Genomic DNA, 21122 nt, shown 5'->3' on the forward strand with positions numbered 1-21122 from the left:
ACATGATTTTTTATAAGAAAAAGTGATACAGAAAGTTAATAAGCGGGGTTGGTCAATTAAAGTACAATTGAGTGAAACGCATGCAATCCATTCATTTACTTAGAGAATGATTTTTGCGTTCGATAGATGAAAGCACGGTGCGCATCATCAGGATTATCCTCACTATAAAAATAACCCTGATGATGTTAATTACTGTGAGTTATTTGTTTTGGAAATGTTTGTTTTTTCCTGGTAGTGATTTGTCAAAAAAGGTGATTAATCGATCACTTAATGGCGTCAGCAACACCCAGGGCAAACCGATCAATATCACGGTCATCGAACCGACAATGATGTCAGTAAACCAGTGTGCGCCAATCATTACTCTGGGAAATGCAAAAACCACAAAAATAATAAGGGCGATAAGGCCTGCAACTTTGCCGAAATAACGCCACATGAATGCCGAAAAAATAAGCAGCATCATGCCGTGATCGCCGGGAAAGCTATCTCGTGAGGCATCTTTCGTGGGAACAGAGAGCAGTTCGCTGACGCGGTTAATATCGGTAAAAGTCAATGTTGGGCTGGCCCGTTTTACAGGAATTAATGCCTGACCCAGCTGGTTTAATACCACTGCAGTTAATAGCATGACCAGACCAATAATCACGATACGTCGTCTGCCAGGGGCGTTTTCTTTCAGCCAGAAACTCAGCATCAACATACCCATCGCCAGCAGTGAACAACCGTCGAAGGCGCGATTGTTGGTCAATGCAACCAGCCACAAAAAGGCCTTACTTTCGACCAGTTTCTGATTAAAGAAATAAAAAATATCCGCATCAATCGGCAACCAGAATCCATGATTAACGGGGATATACCAGGAAAGAAACAGCGCGAGGCCGACAATATTCAACAACACTATTTGCGGCAAATTTTTAATCATATTTTCTCTAATTATCTTACTGAAAAACGCAGGCAACCTTACGCGGTAGTCGCTAAACGAAGCTTCAACAGCGCGCTCTGCAAGGCATTCCAGTCAGCTTCGCTGCTGGAAATCAGCTCAATACGGCTGTCCGGTGGCGCAACGTTTTGCGTTTCAATGTGCAGGTCATCGCCCTGACGGTTGATTCGCACCAGCCCTTCGGGAATACGCAGCACGCCTTTGACGCGTTCCACCGGTGCAAGTCGCGCCCATTCCAGAATGCCAATGGTGTCGAATACCGTATCAGCGTCGAATATCCAGCCGCAGGCCTGATATCCTTGCCCGCTGTTCAGACTGCGACGCCAGCGTTGATGCTCTGGCAGGCTTAACGCTGCTAACCCTTTTTTCACGACATGCTGATGAGAATGCGCGGCGCTGGCGGGCAACTCGGCTAAATTGCGACGCGGCAAATCCAGAAGATGACCGTCAACTTTCCCATGCTCACTGTGAATTAATTGTCGATCGCCACCATTTTGCTGCCACCAACGCTGTAGCGCTTGCTCACTTTCGGGCGTCGTACGGTCGGATTTATTGGCGACAATGATGTCTGCGGCAGCCAGCTGGTCACGGAAGTTTTCATTGCTGGCGCTTTTTTCGTCCAGCAGCAAGCGCGGATCGAGAATGCACAAGGTGGCGCGCAGATCTATCCACGGTTCATAGACTGGTGCGGTTAACAGATCGAGGATCTGTTTCGGATGGCCCAGCCCGGTCGGCTCTATCAACAAGCGGTCTGGTTTTCCCTGACGCAGTAAGGTATTCAACCCTACCTGCATGGGTAAACCATTAACGCAGCACATGCAGCCGCCGGGGATCTCTTTCAGCAATGCGCCGCTATCGGCGAGCAAAGCACCATCAATTCCGACTTCCCCAAATTCATTAACCAGTACCGCCCATTTTTCGTTGGGATCTTTATGGGCTAACAGATGAAGAATCGACGTGGTTTTCCCGCTGCCGAGAAAACCGGTGATGAGGTTGGTCCTGGTCACAACGGCTCCGCAATACTCTGGTAAGTTAACTGAGCGTTAATCCTGGCTAAAAAAGGCAGAAAAGAGAAGGGGAGAGCGGACGAAGGTGAGCTTCATCCGCTTTAACCGCAGAAATCGTTAAATTTTGAGGGTGTTTAATAGCGCCTGATGTGCGCCGAATTGTACGATTTGTTGCCAGGCTTGTTCGATGGCCTGCACAAAATGCGGGTTATCTGGCAGATCATCACCGAAAACTTCACGCAGGGAAAGCAGGGCGGTTACGCGTTGTTCACTGCTGCTGCCCGCAACAAGTTCGCGAATTTTATCGCTAAGCGGATCGCGAACATCAATGGCATTTCCGGCATCATCAACGCCGCTGACGTAACGCATCCAGCCTGCAACGCCTAATGCCAGCAACGACCAGTCCGTTTCGCGCCCCTGATGTATGCGAATACCTGCCAGCATGCGTTGCGGTAATTTCTGGCTGCCATCCATCGCGATTTGCCAGGTCTTATGTTTCAGCGCCGGATTAGCAAAACGTGCAATTAACTTATCCGCATATTGTGTTAAATCGACATCTTTAATTTGCAGTGTCGGCGCTTGCTCATCCAGCATTAATGTTCTGGCGGCATGGCGAAATGCGCGATCCTGCATGCAATCACTGATATGGGCGAATCCTGAGAGGTAACCCAGATAAGCGAGAAAAGAGTGGCTGCCATTAAGCATCCGCAGTTTCATCTCTTCCCATGGCAGGACATCATTCACCATTTGTACACCTGCGACTTCCCAGGCAGGACGCCCAGCGACGAAGTTATCTTCCACCACCCACTGGATAAACGGTTCGCAGCTAATCGCGCAGGGATCATTCACCCCCAGATGCTGGCTGATTTCCACCAGTGATTCGTCGGTTGCAGCCGGAACAATGCGGTCGACCATGGTTCCCGGAAAACTGACGTGCTCTTTTATCCACCCGGCGAGTTCTGGCGAACGTTTTTCTGCCATTCCCAGCACCGCGTTTTTCACCACATGACCATTGTCGGGAATATTGTCGCAGGAGAGCACGGTAAACGGTGTAAGGCCGCGCTCACGGCGGCGTTTCAGTGCTTCGACGAGAATACCCGGTGCGGAGTGAGGTTCTTCAGGGGTTTGTAGATCGTGAATAATCCGCGGATTACTGGTGTCGAGTGCACCGGTGGCCGGGTCAATACAATAGCCTTTTTCGGTAATCGTCAGGGAAACAATTGCCACCTGTGGCTCGCAAAATTTCTCAATAATTGCCGCTAAGGAATCCAGTTTTGCATTAAGGCATTCGTGAACGGCACCGACAATTATCACCTGATTGCCGTCCGCACCTTTCTCCAGCACGGTATATAAATGGTTCTGTGCGCGGAGCTGGCTCATCAGTTGATCACCGCTGAACAAGCTGATTTCACAGATCCCCCAGTCGCCGCCCTGGGCATTCAGCACACGATCGGTCAGTAACGCCTGATGAGCGCGGTGAAAGGCTCCAAAGCCAAAATGAACGATACGTGATTGCAACTGCTGGCGATCATAGCGTGGAGCGTGTACATGATGCGGGAGCGTAACGGAGGCGATTGTATTCATAGGAGTCACGTCTTAGTAACGATTAATTAACAACGACAGTGTAAAGTTATATGACAGCAATTGAAATTGGTCTGGATTGTTAATGCGATGAAGTGTGAGGGCGATCAATCAACGAGTGAAAATTGAGGGCGTAAGGTGTTCAGGAAGCGCAAAATAGAAGATTGGTATAATAAATTAAAAAAGGGACAGCCTGAGCTATCCCTTTTCTGCATGCGGCTGAAGTTAGTCAGCACGCCCCATATAACGGCGTTCTTCGATATGGATACGAATTTTTTCGCCCGGGCTTAAGTATTCTGGTACCTGAATCACCAGACCAGTGCTCAATGTCGCCGGTTTGTTACGGGCGCTGGCAGATGCCCCTTTGATGCCTGGTGCGGTTTCAACGATTTCCAGATCAACGGTCTGCGGCAGCTCAAGCGCCAGCAGTTGACCGTCCCAGGTCAGCACCTGCATGTCCGGCATGCCGCCCTCTGGCATAAACAGCAACTCTTCTTCAATCTGATCTTTGGTGAAGGTATACGGGGTATAGTCTTCTTTATCCATAAAGACATATTCGTTGCCATCGACATAGGAGAAGTCAACGTAACGGCGGGTCAGCGTCACGGTGTCAACGATATCATCACCTTTGAAACGCTCTTCTACTTTCAGCCCGGTACGGACATCAGAAAAACGCATTTTGTACAGCGTAGCGGCACCGCGGGCAGTGGGCGACTGAATATCAATATCCTTAACCAGCAGCAGTTTGCCGTTGTAATTCAGTACCATACCTTTTTTAATTTCGTTCGCTCTTGGCATCGAAAAATTCCTGTAGTCGAAAATGTCAAAAATATCGCGACAAAGTACTCGCGACGGGCCTTTCGGGCAAGTGGTATTCGCACTTTTGCTGGTGCAAAAAAGGTGGTACTGTGCGCGCTCATCAATCCGGTGGTTAACCTTAAGAGAACAACGTATGGAATGCCGTCCGGGTTGCGGGGCGTGTTGCACTGCCCCTTCAATTTCCAGCCCTATTCCCGGTATGCCAGATGGCAAGCCCGCCAATACGCCCTGCATTCAGCTTGATGAACAGCAACGCTGTAAAATTTTCACCTCGCCACTGCGACCGAAAGTCTGTGCAGGCTTACAAGCCAGCGCTGAAATGTGCGGTAACTCGCGTCAGCAGGCCATGACCTGGCTTATCGATCTGGAAATGCTGACCGCGCCTTAAACATCTTTAATCCGCAGTAAGCAAAACAGAGTGGCGATAATCATCACCATCGCAAACCAGAACACAGCGTGATAATTCCAGATCTCGGCGACGATGCCCGCCACTGATCCTGCGATGATCCAGCCCACGCGCGAAGTGTTGGTATAGAGCGTGGTGGCTGAACCCGCCTGACCGGGCATCAGATCCTGAAAATAGAGCATCCCGATGCCGCCCAGAATGCCAATAAAAATAGCATTTAGCAGCTGCAAGCCCAACAGAATGACAGGTGAATGCGCCATCAGCATTCCTGCGTAAAAACAGACGCCACCCACGGCAGCAACGCGCATTAAGAAACGCTTACCCAGACGTTTGGCGAAATATCCGGCAATCAACATCGTCGGGATTTCCAGCCCGGCGGCGGTCCCCATCATCACACCGGCCAGTTTCTCGGGAAGATGCAGTTCGTTGATAATAAATAGCGGCATGTTGATGATGTACAGGCTGTTCGAGCCCCACATCAATGTACAAATGACAAACAGCAGCAGCGTATCGCGACGGTTACGGCGCGGCGCTTCGATCGTGCCGGTCGCCAGCGGAAGCTCTTTTCGCATCGACGGTAAAAACAGCCACACCATCACACCGCAAACAATAAACGCTACCGCTGCGCTCAGATACATTACCGTAAAGCTGAAACCCATCGCTAAGGCATAAGCCAGCGGTGGGCCAATGACCCATGCCAGTGAAACCTGAGCGCGTAAAAAAGAGCTGAACATCACCGCCTCACGTCCGGTTTTGTCGGCATGTTCACGGGCAAGGGCAAACATTTGCGGGTTAGCGGTCGAGCCAAAGCTGCTAAGAAAGACGCCAACGAATAGCAAAACAAAGTAGTTGCGATTCCAGGCAAAAAGGGTGCAGGCCAGCACGCCTAACAGGCAGCAAAAGACAATCAGCGATTTGCGATCGCCGCGCTTATCAGAGCGCCCGGCGAGAAACTGACTTACCAGAATCCCAATGACAGCGCTGCCGGTAAAGAAGAATCCCACCATCGCCGGACGGGCATGTACTTCATCGGTAAGAAAAATACTGAGTGTCGGGGTTTGCAGAGCGCCCGCAATACCGGTGAGAAAGGCAACGATTAAAAACGCCGTCGAGGTCAGGTCAAACGATTTCGCGCTGGAGACTGCGGGGGAGTTATGCATGCTGGTCGATCACTGGAAGAGGAAGACGCGGAGTTTACGCTGCTTGTCAGAAAATAAACAGACAGCGAAATCAAAAGCGCCACGAATAGTCAAAATGCCATTTCACTGTTGCTGATTGGCTGCTGACGCTGCTGAAATGAAATTGCTGATAACGGATTTTCCCATCAGCAATTAGGAAAAATGGCAAAAAATTGTGCAGCACATCAAACTTTTGCTCATAACTTTACGGCTTTCCTTGCGTGCTGAAACAGAAGTATTATGCTTTCTTGAAACGTTTCAGCGCGATCTTGTCTTTAACCCTAAGCCAGGTTGGCGCTTTTTTTCTCATAGAGGCTGAATCGTTTCAATTCAGCAAGAGAGGAGAACTATGTTCCAGTTATCCGTACAGGACATCCATCCGGGCGAAAAGGCCGGAGACAAAGAAGAGGCGATTCGCCAGGTCGCTGCGGCGCTGGTGCAGGCCGGTAATGTAGCAGAAGGCTACGTCAATGGCATGCTGGCGCGCGAACAGCAAACCTCAACGTTCCTCGGCAATGGTATTGCTATTCCACACGGCACTACCGACACCCGCGATCAGGTGCTGAAAACCGGCGTTCAGGTATTTCAGTTCCCGGAAGGCGTCACCTGGGGTGACGGTCAGGTAGCGTACGTGGCAATCGGTATTGCTGCCAGCTCGGATGAACATCTGGGCCTGCTACGCCAGCTGACCCACGTACTGAGCGATGATTCCGTTGCTGAACAACTGAAGTCAGCAACAACAGCAGAAGAACTTCGCGCATTACTGATGGGCGAAAAGCAGAGTGAGCAGCTGAAGCTCGACAACGAAATGCTGACACTGGATATCGTCGCCAGCGATCTGCTGACTCTTCAGGCGCTGAACGCTGCGCGTCTGAAAGAGGCGGGGGCAGTTGACGCCACTTTCGTCACCAAAGCCATCAATGAACAACCGCTGAATCTCGGACAGGGTATCTGGCTGAGCGATAGCGCCGAAGGCAATCTGCGTAGCGCGATTGCGGTAAGCCGTGCGGCAAATGCTTTTGATGTGGACGGCGAAACGGCAGCCATGCTGGTGAGTGTGGCGATGAATGACGATCAGCCCATCGCGGTTCTTAAGCGTCTCGCTGATTTATTGCTCGACAATAAAGCTGACCGCTTGCTGAAAGCGGATGCGGCAACGTTGCTGGCGCTGCTGACCAGCGATGATGCGCCGACCGACGACGTGTTAAGCGCGGAGTTTGTGGTGCGCAATGAACACGGCCTGCATGCTCGTCCAGGTACCATGCTGGTCAATACCATTAAACAATTTAACAGTGATATTACCGTGACAAACCTTGATGGTACCGGCAAACCGGCAAACGGACGTAGTCTGATGAAAGTTGTGGCACTTGGCGTTAAGAAAGGTCATCGCCTACGCTTTACCGCCCAGGGTGCAGATGCTGAACAGGCGCTGAAAGCAATCGGCGACGCTATCGCTGCTGGTCTTGGGGAGGGCGCATAATGAGCAGACGTGTTGCTACTATCACCCTTAATCCGGCTTATGACCTTGTTGGTTTCTGCCCGGAAATTGAACGCGGCGAAGTGAACCTGGTGAAAACCACCGGTCTGCATGCGGCGGGTAAAGGCATCAACGTGGCCAAAGTATTAAAAGACCTGGGAATTGATGTCACCGTTGGCGGCTTCCTGGGTAAAGACAATCAGGATGGTTTTCAGCAACTGTTCAGCGAGCTGGGCATTGCCAACCGTTTCCAGGTTGTACAGGGGCGCACCCGAATTAACGTTAAGCTGACGGAAAAAGACGGCGAAGTGACCGACTTCAACTTCTCGGGTTTTGAAGTCACCCCCGCCGACTGGGAACGCTTTGTGACTGATTCTCTGAGCTGGCTCGGTCAGTTCGATATGGTCTGTGTCAGCGGAAGCTTACCGTCAGGCGTCAGCCCGGAAGCGTTCACCGACTGGATGACTCGCCTGCGTAGTCAGTGTCCTTGCATTATCTTTGATAGTAGCCGTGAAGCGTTAGTAGCAGGTTTGAAAGCGGCACCGTGGCTGGTGAAACCTAACCGCCGCGAGCTGGAAATCTGGGCAGGCCGTAAACTGCCTGAAATGAAAGATGTGATTGAAGCTGCACATGCGCTACGTGAACAAGGCATCGCGCATGTTGTTATTTCACTGGGTGCCGAAGGCGCGCTTTGGGTTAATGCCTCCGGCGAATGGATCGCCAAACCACCGTCAGTCGATGTCGTAAGCACCGTTGGCGCAGGGGATTCTATGGTTGGTGGCCTGATTTATGGCTTGCTGATGCGTGAATCCAGTGAACACACACTGCGTCTGGCGACAGCTGTTGCAGCCCTGGCGGTAAGTCAAAGCAATGTGGGTATTACCGATCGTCCGCAGTTGGCCGCAATGATGGCGCGCGTCGACTTACAACCTTTTAACTGACAGCAGGAGAGGCATAATGAAAACGCTGCTGATTATTGACGCTAATCTCGGTCAGGCACGCGCCTATATGGCGAAGACCCTGCTGGGCGCGGCGGCGCGAAAAGCAAAACTGGAAATCATCGACAATCCGAACGACGCTGAAATGGCGATTGTTCTCGGTGATTCCATCCCGAACGACAGCGCGCTGAACGGTAAAAATGTCTGGCTGGGCGATATTTCCCGGGCAGTTGCGCACCCTGAGCTGTTCCTGAGTGAAGCCAAAGGCCATGCGAAACCTTACACTGCGCCGGTCGCTGCGACAGCACCAGTTGCCGCCAGCGGTCCGAAACGCGTAGTTGCGGTGACTGCTTGCCCGACTGGCGTAGCACACACCTTTATGGCGGCTGAAGCCATTGAAACCGAAGCGAAAAAACGTGGCTGGTGGGTGAAAGTTGAAACCCGTGGTTCTGTTGGCGCGGGTAATGCAATCACTCCCGAAGAAGTCGCAGCAGCGGATCTGGTGATTGTGGCGGCAGATATCGAAGTGGATCTGGCGAAATTTGCTGGTAAACCGATGTATCGTACCTCTACCGGTCTGGCGCTGAAGAAAACCGCGCAGGAACTGGATAAAGCGGTTGCTGAAGCAACGCCGTATGAACCGGCGGGCAAAGCTCAAACGGCGACCACTGAAAGTAAGAAAGAGAGTGCAGGCGCATACCGTCACTTGCTGACGGGCGTTTCTTACATGCTGCCGATGGTCGTTGCAGGTGGTCTGTGTATCGCGCTTTCTTTTGCTTTTGGTATCGAAGCGTTTAAAGAGCCGGGTACGTTGGCTGCGGCGCTGATGCAGATTGGTGGTGGTTCAGCCTTTGCGCTGATGGTGCCGGTACTGGCAGGTTATATTGCCTTTTCCATTGCCGATCGTCCGGGCCTCACTCCGGGTCTGATTGGCGGTATGCTGGCGGTCAGCACCGGTTCTGGCTTCATTGGTGGTATTATTGCGGGCTTCCTGGCTGGTTACATTGCGAAGTTAATCAGTACGCAATTGAAACTGCCACAGAGTATGGAGGCGCTGAAACCGATCCTGATCATTCCGCTAATTTCCAGTCTGGTGGTCGGTCTGGCGATGATCTACCTGATCGGTAAACCAGTTGCTGGCATTCTCGAAGGGCTGACTCACTGGCTGCAGACCATGGGGACTGCGAATGCGGTTCTGCTGGGGGCGATCCTCGGTGGCATGATGTGTACTGACATGGGCGGTCCGGTAAACAAAGCAGCGTACGCATTCGGTGTGGGTCTGCTGAGTACTCAAACCTATGGCCCGATGGCGGCGATTATGGCGGCAGGTATGGTGCCACCGCTGGCAATGGGTCTGGCAACAATGGTGGCGCGTCGCAAATTCGACAAAGCGCAGCAGGAAGGTGGCAAAGCCGCTCTGGTATTGGGACTGTGCTTCATTTCGGAAGGTGCAATTCCGTTTGCTGCTCGTGATCCGATGCGTGTGCTGCCGTGCTGTATCGTGGGTGGGGCGCTGACTGGCGCAATCTCAATGGCGATTGGTGCGAAACTGATGGCACCGCACGGTGGTCTGTTTGTTCTGCTGATCCCTGGCGCTATTACGCCGGTATTGGGTTACCTGGTAGCAATTATTGCCGGTACGCTGGTGGCGGGTTTGGCCTATGCCTTCCTGAAACGTCCGGAAGTGGACGCAGTAGCGAAAGCAGCGTAATAAAAGGTGTGTTACAGGGCAGAAATTTCCTGTCCTGTAACATTTGATGAGCGCAAAGAGAATGACCGGTTTGTGAATGTAATTTTATGAATTTAAATGGTTTTATCTTTCAGTAGAAACTTCAAACGTTCATCAAACACTCAGGTTATTTCCTCAAGGGCAGATTATTTTCTGCCCTTTTTTATTGTTCTGTTCTGTGCATCCCGTCACAAATTCCTCGCTTTTGTAATTCAGGCATTTAATCGCATTTTGTGAGCCTGCTCAAATCTGCCCATTTTGCCTCTCTGGCGGTAATTTACTTTACGTAAAACATGCATACTATGAGCACATGTTTAAATATGAACACATGTTTAAACCGTCTTTGCAGTATCTATATTCTTGTGGATTGACAGGGTTGGTAATTTTTTACCAGAGGACGTGCTATGCGCGAAAAGGATTATGTCGTAATTATAGGTTCGGCGAATATTGATGTCGCCGGATATTCACATGAATCATTAAATTATGCGGATTCAAATCCAGGTAAAATAAAATTTACGCCTGGTGGAGTAGGGCGCAATATTGCACAAAACCTGGCGTTGCTGGGTAACAAAGCCTGGCTACTGAGCGCCGTAGGCAGTGATTTTTATGGTCAATCGCTGCTAACGCAAACCAATCAATCTGGCGTTTATGTCGATAAATGCCTGATTGTGCCGGGAGAAAATACGTCGAGTTATTTATCATTACTCGATAATACCGGTGAAATGCTGGTTGCTATAAATGACATGAATATTAGCAACGCTATTACAGCTGAATATCTCGCACAGCACGGTGAATTTATTCAGAGGGCAAAGGTCATTGTCGCGGACTGTAATATCAGTGAAGAGGCACTGGCATGGATTCTGGATAATGCCGCCAACGTACCCGTATTTGTCGATCCGGTTTCGGCATGGAAATGTGTCAAAGTGCGCGACCGTCTAAATCAGATCCACACTCTCAAGCCAAACCGCCTTGAAGCGGAAACCCTGAGTGGGATTGCGCTGTCAGGGCGTGAAGATGTGGCAAAAGTTGCTGCCTGGTTCCATCAACATGGCCTGAACCGACTGGTATTGAGCATGGGCGGCGACGGCGTTTATTACAGCGATATCAGCGGTGAAAGTGGCTGGTCTGCGCCGATCAAAACCAATGTTATTAATGTTACCGGAGCGGGCGATGCCATGATGGCGGGACTTGCTTCGTGTTGGGTAGACGGAATGCCGTTTGCCGAATCTGTTCGTTTCGCACAGGGATGTTCGTCAATGGCGCTCTCCTGTGAATACACCAATAACCCCGATTTATCGATTGCCAACGTTATATCGTTAGTGGAGAACGCAGAATGTCTGAATTAAAAATTTCCCCTGAATTATTACAAATTTCCCCGGAAGTGCAGGACGCTTTAAAAAACAAAAAACCGGTTGTGGCGCTGGAATCGACCATTATTTCTCACGGGATGCCGTTCCCACAAAATGCCCAGACCGCAATTGAAGTTGAAGAAACTATTCGTAAACAGGGCGCTGTACCTGCCACGATCGCCATTATTGGCGGCGTGATGAAAGTGGGGTTAAGCAAAGAAGAAATTGAATTACTGGGTCGTGAAGGGCATAACGTGACCAAAGTTAGTCGTCGCGATTTACCTTTTGTTGTTGCCGCCGGAAAAAATGGCGCAACCACTGTGGCTTCAACGATGATTATTGCGGCGCTTGCCGGAATTAAAGTATTTGCCACCGGGGGAATTGGTGGTGTGCATCGCGGGGCGGAACATACCTTCGATATTTCTGCCGATTTGCAAGAACTGGCAAATACTAATGTCACCGTTGTTTGTGCCGGGGCGAAATCTATTCTCGATTTAGGATTAACCACTGAGTATTTAGAAACCTTCGGTGTGCCGTTAATTGGCTATCAGACTAAAGCGCTGCCTGCGTTTTTCTGCCGCACCAGCCCGTTTGACGTCAGCATTCGTCTCGACAGCGCCAGCGAAATTGCCCGTGCAATGGTGGTGAAATGGCAAAGCGGTCTGAACGGTGGCCTCGTGGTAGCGAACCCGATCCCGGAACAGTTTGCTATGCCGGAACACACTATCAATGCGGCGATCGATCAGGCGGTAGCTGAAGCTGAAGCTCAGGGAGTCATTGGTAAAGAAAGTACGCCATTCCTGCTGGCGCGCGTTGCTGAACTGACCGGCGGTGACAGCCTGAAATCCAACATCCAGCTGGTGTTCAACAACGCCATTCTGGCGAGCGAAATTGCCAAAGAATATCAGCGTCTCGCGGGTTAATTTCTGACGGGCAGAAAGCCGTCGCCCGTACTCATCAAGCATACCAAAACCTGGCGCTGACGCCGGGTTTACCGGCATGAAGGGAAAATCATTATGGATATAATGAGAAGTGTTGTGGGGATGGTGGTGTTACTGGCAATAGCATTTCTGTTGTCAGTGAATAAAAAGAGCATCAGTTTGCGCACGGTTGGAGCCGCACTGCTGCTGCAAATCGCTATTGGTGGCATCATGCTCTACTTCCCACCGGGAAAATGGGCAGTAGAACAGGCGGCATTAGGCGTTCATAAAGTGATGTCTTACAGTGATGCCGGTAGCGCCTTCATTTTTGGTTCGCTGGTTGGGCCGAAAATGGATGTCCTGTTTGACGGTGCGGGTTTTATCTTCGCCTTTCGCGTACTTCCGGCGATTATTTTCGTTACTGCGCTCATCAGTCTGCTGTACTACATTGGCGTGATGGGGCTGCTGATTCGCATCCTTGGCAGCATTTTCCAGAAAGCCCTCAACATCAGCAAAATCGAATCTTTTGTTGCGGTTACTACTATTTTCCTCGGGCAAAATGAGATCCCGGCGATCGTTAAACCGTTTATCGATCGCATGAATCGCAACGAGTTGTTTACCGCAATTTGTAGCGGGATGGCGTCCATTGCTGGTTCGATGATGATTGGTTATGCCGGAATGGGCGTACCAATTGACTACCTGTTAGCGGCATCGCTGATGGCGATCCCTGGCGGGATTTTGTTTGCACGTATTCTTAGCCCGGCAACCGAGCCTTCGCAGGTCACATTTGAAAATCTGTCGTTCAGCGAAACGCCGCCAAAAAGCTTTATCGAAGCGGCGGCGAGCGGTGCGATGACCGGGCTAAAAATCGCCGCTGGTGTGGCGACGGTGGTAATGGCGTTTGTCGCAATTATTGCGCTGATCAACGGCATTATCGGCGGAATTGGCGGCTGGTTTGGTTTCGCCAATGCCTCTCTGGAAAGTATTTTTGGCTATGTGCTGGCACCGCTGGCGTGGATCATGGGTGTGGACTGGAGTGATGCCAATCTTGCGGGTAGCCTGATTGGGCAGAAACTGGCGATTAACGAATTCGTCGCTTACCTGAGTTTCTCCCCATACCTGCAAACGGGCGGCACGCTGGAAGTGAAAACCATTGCGATTATCTCCTTTGCGCTTTGTGGTTTTGCTAACTTTGGTTCTATCGGTGTTGTCGTTGGCGCATTTTCGGCTATTTCGCCAAAACGCGCGCCGGAAATCGCCCAGCTTGGTTTACGGGCGCTGGCAGCAGCAACGCTTTCCAACCTGATGAGTGCGACTATTGCCGGGTTCTTTATTGGTCTGGCGTAATGCTCGATTTGTAGACCGGATAAAACGTATTAAGCGTTGCATCCGGCAATCGCGCTATTGAAAATAATTTTTACTGCATCATCCCGGAGAATTTATTCTCCGGGTCCATCTCCAGCGCCAGTCCTGACAACTGCTTTCTGTTTTTAATGAGATACCCTTTCTTGCTTTTAATTAATAAACCGTCGTGAATGAACTGCGCGAGAACATATAAAAGATGTCGATAAGAAACGCCTAAATACTCTGCCGCTTGCGTATGCTTTTCGTGATAAAGATCACCTTCCTGCGAGAGTAATATAAATGCTGCCAGGCGATTCACTAACGGAAATGATTGATTCTGAGTTAAAGAAACAATATTACGATAATTTTTATGACTTAAGGTGACGCAGAGTTTTCGTAAAAATAGCGTGTCGTTTAATAACAGCGGACGGTAATGTTTCATAGGGAGCGCAAGGCACCAACACTCTTCAATAGCCTGCACCGCACGCGGTTCATGGTCTTTATCGATTAACTCAATCTCGCCAATAAAACAGGGGGCGGCAAAGAAATCGATCAGCGACACGCGACCATTAGCTAGCGTGGCGTAAAGCCTGGCGCGGCCTCGCGTCAGGTAAAACAGCCAGGACGGCTGTTGCCCTTCCTGCACAATGTAGTCACGCGCTAAAAAATGAAACAGCCGCGTATCGGCTGAAACATCCGTTAAAAAGCAATCCTTAAACGCGGATTCACTCATCAATTGCTGCTTAAGATCATTATTGTGGATTTCTTTCACGATGTTTATCCGCTATGAGATTTCTCATATTTAGCATACGTACGCTGTTGTTAAGATTCAATCATCGGCCCGGTCGAATTTTCTTTGCTGTAGAAAAAATAACGCAACTGGAAACAGAGGAAATAAACAATGGAAAAGAGAAAAATTATTCTGGATTGTGATCCGGGTCATGATGATGCTATTGCTATAATGATGGCGGCGAAACATCCGGCAATAGATTTATTAGGCATCACTATTGTAGCGGGTAATCAGACGCTTGATAAAACATTAATTAATGGCCTGAATGTTTGCCAGAAACTGGAGATTAATGTTCCGGTTTATGCGGGGATGCCGCAGCCCATTATGCGTCAACAAATCGTTGCCGATAATATTCACGGTGAAACCGGACTGGATGGCCCGGTATTCGAGCCGCTGACCCGCCAGGCAGAAAGCACTCATGCGGTGAAATATATCATTGATACCCTGATGGCAAGCGATGGCGATATCACTCTGGTGCCGGTTGGTCCGCTTTCAAATATCGCGGTGGCAATGCGTATGCAACCCGCGATCCTGCCCAAAATCCGTGAAATTGTGCTAATGGGCGGCGCTTACGGTACAGGCAACTTCACGCCATCTGCCGAGTTCAACATCTTTGCCGACCCGGAAGCCGCACGCGTAGTGTTCACCTCCGGCGTTCCATTAGTGATGATGGGCCTCGATCTCACCAACCAGACCGTTTGCACCCCGGACGTGATTGCTCGGATGGAAAGGGCAGGCGGCCCCGCCGGAGAGCTGTTCAGCGACATCATGAACTTCACTCTCAAAACGCAGTTCGAAAACTACGGCCTTGCTGGCGGCCCGGTGCACGACGCCACCTGCATCGGTTATCTGATTAACCCTGATGGCATTAAAACCCAGGAGATGTACGTCGAAGTGGACGTCAACAGTGGCCCTTGCTATGGGCGTACCGTCTGCGACGAGCTGGGCGTTCTTGGCAAGCCCGCCAATACCAAAGTCGGCATCACTATTGATACAGACTGGTTCTGGGGATTAGTCGAAGAGTGCGTGCGCGGCTACATCAAAACCCATTAAGTGTTGATAACAAGCCGGGCCGGTATCGCAAGATGCAGGCCTGGCTATTTCTGATGGGCAGAAAGCCGTCGCCCAATATGACATGAAGAGATAATCACTATGGATGTCATGAGAAGTGTTCTGGGAATGGTGGTATTGCTGACGATTGCGTTTTTACTGTCAGTAAACAAGAAGAAGATCAGCCTGCGTACCGTTGGCGCGGCGTTAGTGTTACAGGTCGTGATTGGCGGCATTATGCTTTGGTTACCGCCAGGGCGTTGGGTCGCTGAAAAAGTCGCTTTTGGCGTGCATAAAGTGATGGCGTACAGCGACGCGGGTAGCGCATTTATCTTCGGTTCTCTGGTCGGACCGAAAATGGATACCTTATTTGATGGTGCAGGATTTATCTTTGGTTTCAGGGTGTTACCGGCAATTATCTTCGTCACCGCGCTGGTGAGTATTCTCTACTACATCGGTGTGATGGGGATTTTAATTCGAATTCTCGGCGGTATCTTCCAGAAAGCATTAAATATCAGCAAGATCGAGTCATTCGTCGCGGTCACCACCATTTTCCTCGGGCAAAACGAAATTCCGGCAATCGTCAAACCCTTTATCGATCGTCTGAATCGCAATGAATTATTTACAGCGATTTGTAGTGGCATGGCCTCGATTGCTGGTTCGACAATGATTGGTTACGCCGCACTGGGCGTGCCTGTGGAATATCTGCTGGCGGCATCATTAATGGCGATCCCTGGCGGGATCTTGTTTGCCCGCCTGTTAAGCCCGGCAACGGAATCTTCGCAGGTTTCCTTTAATAACCTCTCTTTCACCGAAACACCGCCAAAAAGCATTATTGAAGCCGCTGCGACAGGGGCAATGACCGGGCTGAAAATCGCCGCAGGTGTGGCAACAGTGGTGATGGCATTTGTTGCAATAATTGCGTTGATTAACGGTATTATCGGCGGCGTTGGTGGCTGGTTTGGTTTTGAACATGCCTCGCTGGAGTCCATTTTAGGTTACCTGCTGGCTCCACTGGCGTGGGTGATGGGTGTGGACTGGAGTGATGCGAATCTTGCCGGGAGTTTGATTGGACAGAAACTGGCAATAAATGAATTTGTCGCTTATCTCAATTTCTCACCCTATCTGCAAACGGCTGGCACTCTCGATGCTAAAACTGTGGCGATTATTTCCTTCGCGTTGTGCGGTTTCGCTAACTTTGGTTCTATCGGGGTGGTGGTGGGGGCGTTTTCTGCGGTTGCGCCACACCGTGCGCCGGAAATCGCCCAGCTTGGTTTACGGGCGCTGGCGGCGGCGACGCTTTCCAACTTGATGAGTGCGACCATTGCCGGGTTCTTTATTGGTTTAGCTTGAGTGTCATTGCCTGATGCGCAAGCTTATCAGGCCTACATTTACTTGCTGAAATTGCCTGATTTGTAGGCCGGATAAGACGCGTTAAGCGTCGCATCCGGCAACATTGTTACACCATTGGCACTAATGAAAGCGCGTTATCGGCAGACAGGGTAGGGTTGTTTAAGCTGCCGCTGGCGCGCGAAATTGCCGCGCAGGCTACCGCAAAACGGGCGCTGTCGCGGAAACTGTATCCTTCAAGAAAGCTATATACCAGGCCCGCCATAAAACCATCGTCAGCACCAAAACTGTCTACTGTCGTATGCGCTGGCGCGGTCAGCAAAAATTGTTCTCCATCCTTTTCGCTGCAATAAACTGACTCATCGGGCAAATAAACAAACAGTTGCTGAACACCTTGCTGATGCAATGCATTCACTGCGGTATTACGGTCAGCATCGCTGGTGATCGCCTGTCCCCATAAAATTTCCAGCTCCGGTAAAGTGGGTTTCAGGGTGTGAATATGCGCCAGCCAGTGTTTGATTTTGCCCGCTTTGAATTCTGAAACGGTATCGACAAACACCGGGATTTCATCAGCGAGGGTAAAGACCCATTCCAGCGCCTCGGCTGTCAGGTTGCAATCAGCCAGTACCACGCCCGCATGACGAAGTAAATCGCGCGACCCGTTCAGTAGTTGCGGTGTCAACTGTTCCAGCAGATGGGTATCGTTAATCGCCAGCACGGTTTGATCGTCTCGATTGGCAATTGCCAGATACGTCGATGTGCTTTGACCATGCAAACGAACGCAGCCGGAGACATTCACGCCGGCACGGCGCGTTTCTTCCAGGAGCATTTCGCCATAAAAGTCATCGCCAATCACTGAAAGCAAATGGACGTCACGGCCTAACAGCGCCAGATTGTGGGCGATGTTGCGTCCCACGCCGCCCGCTGAGCAATGAATTGTACCGGGATGAGAAGCCGATTGCGGGTAACGGATATCCGCCATCCCGCGAATATCCATATTGATTGTCCCCACCACTACGCAGTATTCCTGCTCGGTGAGAATGTAACCTTTGCCTTTAATCCGGCCTTTGCGCATTAAATCCATAATATGCGCCGCAACGCGCGAACGGCTGATTTGCAGCATGTCCGCAATTTCGTTCTGCTGAATCAGCGGGTTACGCCGTAAAATTGCAAGGATCTCCTTTTCCCGGTTATTCATCTTCAGGCTACCGCTTTTTCAGTTTGTTGCGCTTTCAGCCAGGCGATCTCTTCTGCCCAGATATCCGGGTTGATGGTTTCGAGGATCAGCGGAATGCCGTCGAAACGGTCGTCCTGCATGATCCAGCGGAACGCATCATGACCGATATTGCCTTCACCGAGGCTATGATGGCGGTCAACGCGGCTGCCAAAGGTGCTTTTCGCATCGTTAAGGTGCATCCCGCGCAGATACTTAAAGCCGACAGTACGGGCAAAATCCGCGAATGTTTTCTCGCATTCGGCTGGAGTACGCAAATCATACCCGGCAGCGAAAGCATGGCAGGTATCAATGCAGACGCCGACGCGGGATTTATCTTCCACGCCGTCGATAATCGCCGCGAGATGTTCGAATTTAAACCCTAAGTTACTGCCCTGACCGGCGGTGTTTTCTATCACCGCTGTCACACCTTGAGTTTTATCCAGCGCAATGTTGATGGATTCGGCAATACGCGCAAGGCAATCCTCTTCTGAAATCTGCATCAGATGGCTGCCAGGGTGGAAGTTGAGCAAAGAAAGCCCCAGCTGTTCGCAACGCTGCATTTCATCTATAAAGGCATCGCGCGATTTTTCCAGAGCTTCAGTGACCGGATGTCCGAGGTTAATCAGATAACTGTCGTGGGGAAGAATTTGCGCCGATGTGTAGTGATATTTTTCACAGGCGGCTTTGAATTCATCGATGGTTTGCGTCGTGAGCGGTGCGGCACGCCACTGACGTTGGTTTTTGGTGAACAAGGCAAACGCGGTTGCGTCGATTTCGGCGGCGCGAATTGCGGCATTTGCCAGACCGCCAGCAGCACTAACGTGCGCTCCAATGTATTTCATGCGAGGACTCCTGTTAAACCCGCTGGAGGAAAACGGTAATGATAGCGGGTTAACAGGAGCAAGATGTAGTGGTTTATGCGATGACGCTTTGAATCACATAGTTAATCGCACCACCACCAACAATCAGCCAGGCAAACAGTACCAGTGCCATCAGCAGAGGTTTCGCCCCAGCTTTTTTCAGCGCGCTGACGTGAGTGGTCAGACCCAGCGCCGCCATCGCCATTGCCAGCAGGAAGGTATCCAGCGTTACCAGCATGTTCACCACGCTCTGCGGTAACAGGTGGAACGAGTTAAAGATGGCAACTACGATGAACAAGATGGCAAACCACGGAATAGTGATTTTGCTTTTCTCGCCGCTGTTCGCCCCAGACAGCTGTTTAACACGCGCCGCCAGCAGGATGAGGAACGGAGCCAGCATCATCACGCGCAGCATTTTGGAAATAACTGCTGCGTTTTCCGCATCCGGGCTGATGGCATGACCTGCCGCCACCACCTGCGCCACTTCGTGCACAGTAGAACCAATGTAGATACCGAAAGTTTCCGGACTAAACCATTGAGACATCAGCGGATATATCGCCGGGTAGAGGAAAATCGCGACGGTCCCGAAGATAACAACGGTTGCAACAGCCACGGTTACTTTACTGGCTTCCGCTTTCACTACCGGCTCAGTCGCCAGTACCGCGGCAGCACCACAGATACTGCTACCGGCACCGATCAACCAGCTGGTGTGCTTATCCAGACCAAACACTTTCTGCCCCAGGAAGCAAGCCAGCAGGAAGGTACTGGACAGCGTCAACACGTCAATGATGATCCCACTGATACCGACATCGGCAATTTGCGAGAACGTCAGACGGAAGCCATAAAGAATGATACCCAGACGTAATAAATATTGCTTGGCAAACAGCACACCACCGTCACAGCTTTTCCAGATGTGCGGATAGATGGTGTTGCCTAAAACCATCCCCAACAAGATTGCGAGGGTGAGGGCACTAAACCCGGCACCCGCAACCGCGGGAATGGAACCACCCCACAGGGCGACCCCGGTGATAACTGCACTCAGGGCTAACCCCGGAATAAAATGCCACAGTGTACGATGTTGTTTCTGTAAGGTGATATTCGTCATAACCCTCTCCTTTAACCGGGCATAAGGTTACGACTAACTGGTTTAAAAATAAAATTGATTATATATTTATAATTAATCTTTATAAGTGGTAAGCGACTATGCACATCACCCTCCGGCAGTTGGAAGTTTTTGCAGAAGTATTGAAAAGTGGATCAACCACCCAGGCGTCGGTGATGCTGGCGTTGTCGCAATCAGCAGTGAGCGCAGCCTTGACCGACCTGGAAGGGCAGCTTGGCGTGCAACTGTTTGATCGCGTGGGGAAAAGACTGGTTGTTAATGAACACGGGCGGCTGCTCTATCCGCGTGCGTTGGCATTGCTTGAACAGGCGGTTGAAATCGAACAACTGTTTCGCGAAGACAACGGCGCGATTCGTATCTATGCCAGTAGTACCATCGGTAACTACATTCTGCCTGCAGTTATCGCCCGTTATCGCCATGATTATCCGCAGTTGCCGATTGAACTTAGCGTTGGGAATAGCCAGGACGTGATGCAAGCGGTGCTGGATTTCCGCGTTGATATTGGCTTTATTGAAGGACCGTGCCACAGCACTGAAATCATTTCTGAACCGTGGCTGGAAGACGAGCTGGTGGTTTTCGCCGCGCCGACTTCGCCGTTGGCCCGTGGTCCGGTCACCTTAGAACAGCTGGCCGCTGCGCCGTGGATCCTGCGTGAACGCGGTTCCGGCACGCGGGAGATTGTCGATTATCTGTTGCTGTCACATTTACCGAAGTTTGAGATGGCGATGGAATTAGGTAACTCCGAGGCAATCAAACATGCGGTGCGTCATGGGTTGGGAATTAGTTGCCTGTCGCGACGTGTGATTGAAGATCAATTGCAGGCAGGCACATTAAGTGAAGTTGCGGTCCCTCTGCCGCGCCTGATGCGTACGTTGTGGCGTATACATCATCGGCAAAAACACCTTTCCAACGCGCTACGGCGCTTTCTGGACTATTGCGATCCCGCAAATGTGCCGCGTTAAGTTGCTGTACAAGAACATGCTGGTGCTGTGTCGATTTCGTGACGCAGCGCCTTCAGCATGCATTCGCCAGAAAAGAGATTGGCTGCTTTACT

The 21122-nt window shown here is 50.8% G+C and carries 19 protein-coding genes; 10 read left to right on the plus strand and 9 right to left on the minus strand.

Annotated elements, in window-relative coordinates; all coding sequences use genetic code 11:
- Positions 1–199: 199 nt before the first annotated feature.
- The 4 genes from lpxT to yeiP all read right to left on the minus strand — a co-directional run bounded on the left by lpxT (position 200) and on the right by yeiP (position 4317).
- A complete protein-coding gene (gene lpxT / locus KXD89_RS07685) occupies positions 200–913 on the minus strand; it encodes a Kdo(2)-lipid A phosphotransferase (RefSeq protein WP_000594599.1) in 714 nt (237 codons plus the stop codon).
- A 38-nt stretch (positions 914–951) separates the two neighbouring features.
- Positions 952–1938, minus strand: coding sequence for a zinc-binding GTPase YeiR (yeiR, locus tag KXD89_RS07690; RefSeq protein WP_000198828.1), 987 nt, complete (start codon positions 1936–1938; stop codon positions 952–954).
- A gap of 117 nt (positions 1939–2055) precedes the next feature.
- Positions 2056–3522: a mannitol dehydrogenase family protein gene (locus KXD89_RS07695; protein ID WP_001091940.1), complete on the minus strand. Its 1467-nt coding sequence runs from the start codon at positions 3520–3522 to the stop codon at positions 2056–2058.
- A 222-nt stretch (positions 3523–3744) separates the two neighbouring features.
- Positions 3745–4317: an elongation factor P-like protein YeiP gene (yeiP, locus tag KXD89_RS07700; protein WP_001136827.1), complete on the minus strand. Its 573-nt coding sequence runs from the start codon at positions 4315–4317 to the stop codon at positions 3745–3747.
- Between the two features lie 154 nt (positions 4318–4471).
- Here yeiP and KXD89_RS07705 point away from each other — a divergent pair, with 154 nt between their 5' ends.
- On the plus strand, positions 4472–4726 hold the full coding sequence (locus KXD89_RS07705) for a YkgJ family cysteine cluster protein (protein WP_000389030.1): 255 nt from the start codon (positions 4472–4474) through the stop codon (positions 4724–4726).
- Here the strand turns inward: KXD89_RS07705 and setB are convergent.
- The gene (gene setB, locus KXD89_RS07710; RefSeq protein ID WP_000551980.1) at positions 4723–5904 is read right to left on the minus strand and encodes a sugar efflux transporter SetB; all 1182 of its coding nucleotides are present in this window, start codon (positions 5902–5904) and stop codon (positions 4723–4725) included. The two genes, KXD89_RS07705 and setB, sit on opposite strands and share 4 nt — an antisense overlap.
- Before the next feature lie 367 nt (positions 5905–6271).
- Here setB and fruB point away from each other — a divergent pair, with 367 nt between their 5' ends.
- From fruB to KXD89_RS07740, 6 genes are all read left to right on the plus strand, one after another.
- The gene (fruB, locus tag KXD89_RS07715; protein ID WP_000487246.1) at positions 6272–7402 is read left to right on the plus strand and encodes a fused PTS fructose transporter subunit IIA/HPr protein; all 1131 of its coding nucleotides are present in this window, start codon (positions 6272–6274) and stop codon (positions 7400–7402) included.
- Positions 7402–8340 carry a 1-phosphofructokinase gene (gene fruK / locus KXD89_RS07720; RefSeq protein WP_000091263.1) on the plus strand — a complete coding sequence of 313 codons (939 nt, stop codon included), beginning with the start codon at positions 7402–7404 and terminating at the stop codon, positions 8338–8340. Before fruB ends, fruK begins: the two co-directional genes overlap by 1 nt.
- 16 nt (positions 8341–8356) lie before the next feature.
- Entirely contained in the window at positions 8357–10048 is a 1692-nt protein-coding gene (fruA, locus tag KXD89_RS07725) for a PTS fructose transporter subunit IIBC (protein ID WP_000854447.1), read from the plus strand.
- 422 nt (positions 10049–10470) lie between these two features.
- Complete coding sequence (locus tag KXD89_RS07730; RefSeq protein ID WP_001208118.1) at positions 10471–11412, plus strand: pseudouridine kinase; 942 nt, start codon at positions 10471–10473, stop codon at positions 11410–11412.
- Positions 11400–12338: a pseudouridine-5'-phosphate glycosidase gene (psuG, locus tag KXD89_RS07735; RefSeq protein ID WP_001292460.1), complete on the plus strand. Its 939-nt coding sequence runs from the start codon at positions 11400–11402 to the stop codon at positions 12336–12338. The genes KXD89_RS07730 and psuG overlap by 13 nt, the downstream gene beginning before the upstream one ends.
- Positions 12339–12431: 93 nt before the next feature.
- A complete protein-coding gene (locus KXD89_RS07740; RefSeq protein ID WP_000353878.1) occupies positions 12432–13682 on the plus strand; it encodes a NupC/NupG family nucleoside CNT transporter in 1251 nt (416 codons plus the stop codon).
- Positions 13683–13752: 70 nt separating this feature from the next.
- Here the strand turns inward: KXD89_RS07740 and KXD89_RS07745 are convergent, their stop codons facing one another.
- Complete coding sequence (locus KXD89_RS07745) at positions 13753–14451, minus strand: transcriptional regulator YeiL (RefSeq protein ID WP_000658575.1); 699 nt, start codon at positions 14449–14451, stop codon at positions 13753–13755.
- Positions 14452–14580: 129 nt separating this feature from the next.
- On the opposite strand from KXD89_RS07745, the gene rihB reads away from it, so the two are divergent.
- On the plus strand, positions 14581–15522 hold the full coding sequence (gene rihB / locus KXD89_RS07750; RefSeq protein ID WP_000415429.1) for a ribosylpyrimidine nucleosidase: 942 nt from the start codon (positions 14581–14583) through the stop codon (positions 15520–15522).
- 99 nt (positions 15523–15621) lie between these two features.
- Positions 15622–16872 (plus strand): NupC/NupG family nucleoside CNT transporter, encoded by a 1251-nt coding sequence (locus KXD89_RS07755; RefSeq protein WP_000382966.1) that lies wholly within the window; start codon positions 15622–15624, stop codon positions 16870–16872.
- Between the two features lie 106 nt (positions 16873–16978).
- Here the strand turns inward: KXD89_RS07755 and KXD89_RS07760 are convergent, their stop codons facing one another.
- The 3 genes from KXD89_RS07760 to KXD89_RS07770 form a co-directional block, all read right to left on the minus strand.
- Positions 16979–18067, minus strand: a complete 1089-nt coding sequence (locus tag KXD89_RS07760; protein WP_001065016.1) for a sugar kinase — start codon at positions 18065–18067, stop codon at positions 16979–16981.
- 2 nt (positions 18068–18069) lie between these two features.
- On the minus strand, positions 18070–18927 hold the full coding sequence (gene nfo, locus KXD89_RS07765) for a deoxyribonuclease IV (protein WP_000873894.1): 858 nt from the start codon (positions 18925–18927) through the stop codon (positions 18070–18072).
- Between the two features lie 73 nt (positions 18928–19000).
- Positions 19001–20050: a YeiH family protein gene (locus KXD89_RS07770; RefSeq protein WP_000182053.1), complete on the minus strand. Its 1050-nt coding sequence runs from the start codon at positions 20048–20050 to the stop codon at positions 19001–19003.
- Between the two features lie 98 nt (positions 20051–20148).
- Here KXD89_RS07770 and yieE point away from each other — a divergent pair, with 98 nt between their 5' ends.
- Entirely contained in the window at positions 20149–21030 is an 882-nt protein-coding gene (gene yieE, locus KXD89_RS07775; RefSeq protein ID WP_000548294.1) for a DNA-binding transcriptional regulator YeiE, read from the plus strand.
- Positions 21031–21122: the final 92 nt, after the last annotated feature.

The sequence above is a fragment of the Escherichia sp. TC-EC600-tetX4 genome, assembly GCF_019356055.1.
GTDB lineage: Bacteria > Pseudomonadota > Gammaproteobacteria > Enterobacterales > Enterobacteriaceae.